Origin of the sequence: Paraglaciecola sp. (assembly GCF_030730205.1) — a bacterium.
Taxonomy (GTDB): Bacteria; Pseudomonadota; Gammaproteobacteria; order Enterobacterales; family Alteromonadaceae; genus Paraglaciecola.
Genome location: NZ_JANQVQ010000114.1, coordinates 1 through 3,938 on the forward strand (window position 1 = coordinate 1; position 3,938 = coordinate 3,938).

Here is a 3,938-nt window from a genome sequence, read left to right on the forward strand (position 1 = left end):
TCAAAATAGTTCATGGGTAAACGTAATAAATGCCGCAGCAGGTTAACGCCCATTTGCATATTCAGCAAACTAGACAAGCGTAATATTAACCAACTGCGAACCGCATTAGTTACAACTGAAATAATCGCGATCAATGCAAAACCAATGGCTAGTACGGTAAGCAAAGGTTGATCAAAACTGATCAAAACCTCATCCACCACCCACTGCATATAATAAGGTGTCATCAGCGCAAAAAGTTGCAATACCAGCGACAAACCAATTAACTTTATTAGGCCAGACTTCAAACCAGACATGGAAGACCACAATTGTGTGAACTTCATCTGGGCTTGTTCTTGTTTGACTTCAAAGTTATTGGTTGGGGTGAGTTCTAAACAAATACCGGTAAAATGCTGGCTAAACTCTGCAAGAGCTAAAGTACGTTTGCCCACTGCCGGATCATTAATAAAAAATTGCGCACTTTTGCCCCTGCCTGATACTTTGGTTAATACCACAAAGTGATTCATATCCCAGTGTAAAATGCAGGGAGTTTGCAGTTTATGTACTTCATTAATAGGACATTGCAAGGCGCGGCTGGCTAAACCTAAACTATCCGCTACATCGATTAACTGTTGTAGGTTCATGCCCTTTAAATTAGCCGAAAAGCGTTTACGCATCGCAGGCATATCAAGCTGATGACCATAAAAACCGGCAACCATAGCCAGAGAGGCTAAACCGCACTCGGCTATTTCGGATTGAAGTACCAAGGGAACAGATTTTATAACAGAAAATATTAAAAGCTTTCGGGGTGATGAATACATTTAAATTTAGGTACCGATAAAAATACTGATTAATATTATTGCTTACATGATTTTAAACGACTAAACAATTTGATACTGTGAGCCTGTAACTAAGTATTTTAACTATTAGTGCTTCTTCGAAAAATATTTACTTTATAAAATGGTGTAATATCTAACTTTACTGGCTTCGAAAACTCCTCCCTAACATCATCAAAACCAGAAGTATTAATCTTTATCTTTTGACTTAAACAGTTCCTAAAAACAACTTTAGAATTTCTAGCTAATCCACACTTAAGCATTTGCATAAATTTAAATTTCATTTCTTTGGAAAGATAATCAGGCGTATTCGATAATGAAACAAAGTCAAATTTACAATTGGTATTCATAATAAAGTCGAATATATCATTGTGAACATAAGAAATTTGGCAATTCTCAATACCTTTCTTATATCTTGAATATTTGTTCGCATCAATTTCTAATGTTGGTGCTTCAAAACGATTATATTTACCAGTTAGTAATATTGAGTAAAAAAAATTTTCTAAAACGATTTTTCTATGAACTATATTATTTAGCCCTTCCCAATAATGCTTGACGCTAGTTGAACTGCTTTTAAAATTGATTTTTTTTCGCCTTACTTTTAACATATCTATCAAACACGACATCATTGTGAAAAACTCCAATATTTTAAATGCTAAAAAAATTCTAAATTTAGTCTTTGCAAAAACCACTTCTTGTTCTGTTATGTTATTGCATTTACTTAGCCTGTATTCTAAATCAGGAACACATAATTTAAAAAAGCTTGATGCTTTACCAATACTTCTTTCCCACTTACCTGAAAAAATAATTCTTCTCCAACCAAATTTTTTAAAGTGATGTTCTAAAAATAATTTTGCATCATCAGATATTTTCAACTTATCAAACAGTTTTTGTATGTAAATAGGCTCGGAATTTTTATAACCCAATAACATACAATAATCATCGTATTCTAATTGCCTTACTGCCTCTATTCTCATTTCAGTTAAATAAAGTTGGCTTTTCAATGTATCGACACAACAAATAGATTTAGGCTCGGACATAAATAGAGGAACAACTCTAGAGCCACTTCCTGCAATAGCTAAAATATTGCTACCTGGGGATAAAATGGATAATTCCGTAGAGGTGTCTTCATTTACAAACGTGTAATTAAGTGACATTAAATTTATTCCGTATTTTTAAAAGGCTGCCAAATAACTGGGTAATGAATGACCATTCAGGCTATTGTCCTGAGAAGACAGGGATTCTCTCCCTGCAGCATTACCCAGAAAATATAATCAAGAAAATTGATATGATTATAGAAATAGCTAGACATACAAATAGCTTAATGTGATTACTTTTTTTTATTAACAACCAATTCGAACTATTAAGCTTACGCCAATTATTATGCGACATTTTTCTACCTTAAATAATTTCAATAAGATGGCATCTGGAAAGATACCACCTAGTACGGTTTATGAGTTTAAAACAATAAAAGTTATTGGCTATGGACTAAGAGCGCTAGAGATGGCTGATGCAGTTGCATAGATACTCACTCCTATCATAGCTATTGGAAACCAAGCTGGAGCGCTACCTGCAATCGCTATACCTACTCCGATTGAAATAATCCCCATATTGATACCGATAGCTCCTTCTTGAGAAACTCCCCCGCCTACTTGTACAATTTCATTTTTATCTAGTTCACGCATAATGTTATACTCCATTTGTCCGACATTACTTTTAATAAAGGGTTGTCGGGTTATTGATTTGCCAACTCTCAATGAGTTAGCGATTAATAAGGCTGGCTTTAGTGCTTCTCGCTAAAGTGTGACTAAAGTCAGCCGCTTTATTTTCCACCAAACTTGCTGTATCAATAACAAACAAGCTCAACAGAAAAATATTTTGCTTCTCTTTTACGTAATAGAGAATATTAACTTACCCTGCCTTTTAAGCTGTAAATCGGTTCCAGCAGCCATTCAATTAATGTGCGCTGCTCAAGCATAATATCGGCCTCAAACAACATACCGCTTTTTAAATCAAATGCCTTGCCAAAGGCTTGCACCTGTTGCTGATTAAGTTTGGCGCGTAAGCGGTAAACCGGTTCTTGCAAGGTCACTGGCAGTTGTATTTCATTAGGGGTGATCAGTGCCTGATCAATACGCACAATGTGGCTTTGTATAAAACCAAAACGCTGATAGGGGAAAGCATCAAAGCGTAAACGGGTAGCATTACCTACTTGTACAAAACCAGCGGAGCGAGTGGGTAATAATAGCTCGGCCACTAATTCTGAGTCCTCAGGCAAAATATGCAATAAGGGATTGGTTGATTTTAAGCTTTCACCCTCAACCACCTGAATACCAGTGACGATGCCACTGTTGCTGGCGATAATAGTGTACTGATAGTTACTCGCGACTTGCGCCAATTGGCGTTGCAGATCAGCTTGTTGGCGTAATAAGTTATTGATGCGCAACGCATACTGTTGGGGGATGTTGCCAATATTAAAGGTAATTTGACTTAATTCGTTGTGCTGTTGCAGTAATAAACGCGCAATATTTTGTTTTTCTTGTTTGGCCTCAAGTAAGGTTTGTTGCTGGGCTTGTTGTTCTAAGTTGGATACATAGCCATTTTTATTCAGTTGCTTGAAATTTTGTTGTTGCTCGGCCAATAAACTTAACTTTTCGTCCGCTAAGGCCAGCTGGCTCTCAAGCGCGTCTTTTTCATGGTTTAAGGCTATTTCCTGGCTTTGCAGGTTGAGTAATTCCTGAGTTTGTAAAGCCTGATGTTGGGCTATTTCATCACTAAGTAATCTGGTTTGTGCCTTGAGCTGCTCAGCAAGTTGAGCACTTAACTCCACCCCGTTGTTATTACTTTGCTGAATAATAATGGTCGCCAGCGCCTGGCCTTTTACAACCTTATCGCCTTCTTTCACCCAGAGCGTTTCAATGCTGCCGCCCTGGTTGGCAAAACTTTTGATCATGCCTTTATTCGGCATTAAAAAACCACGCACGGTTTCTTTACGGGAGTATTGGGCATTAAACAAAAAAACCACAATAGCCAACGCTACAACGACCAGAATGAGTACGGTAAGCTTAATGGATAAGGGTTGGGCTAATGAAATAGCACCGGTTAAACGCTCACTTTGATGGGCAA

4 protein-coding genes are annotated in these 3,938 nt (G+C 37.1%); all 4 read right to left on the minus strand.

All coding sequences use genetic code 11. The annotated features are described in order from the left end of the window. A partial coding sequence (locus tag NWQ57_RS08435) for a cysteine peptidase family C39 domain-containing protein (RefSeq protein WP_372340903.1) occupies window positions 1-743 on the minus strand: 743 nt, incomplete at its 3' end. 152 nt (window positions 744-895) lie between these two features. Then, window positions 896-1,969, minus strand: a complete 1,074-nt coding sequence (locus NWQ57_RS08440) for a DUF3419 family protein (protein ID WP_306021704.1) — start codon at window positions 1,967-1,969, stop codon at window positions 896-898. 324 nt (window positions 1,970-2,293) lie between these two features. Next, the gene (locus NWQ57_RS08445) at window positions 2,294-2,497 is read right to left on the minus strand and encodes a hypothetical protein (protein ID WP_306021705.1); all 204 of its coding nucleotides are present in this window, start codon (window positions 2,495-2,497) and stop codon (window positions 2,294-2,296) included. A 221-nt stretch (window positions 2,498-2,718) separates the two neighbouring features. Further along, on the minus strand, window positions 2,719-3,938 hold a 1,220-nt coding region (locus NWQ57_RS08450), incomplete at its 5' end, for an HlyD family efflux transporter periplasmic adaptor subunit (protein ID WP_306021706.1).

Coding starts and splice junctions, on each gene's coding strand:
- NWQ57_RS08440 (WP_306021704.1), bottom strand. CDS start 1,969: ATGTCACTTAATTACACGTTTGTAAATGAAGACACCTCTACGGAATTA.
- NWQ57_RS08445 (WP_306021705.1), bottom strand. CDS start 2,497: ATGCGTGAACTAGATAAAAATGAAATTGTACAAGTAGGCGGGGGAGTT.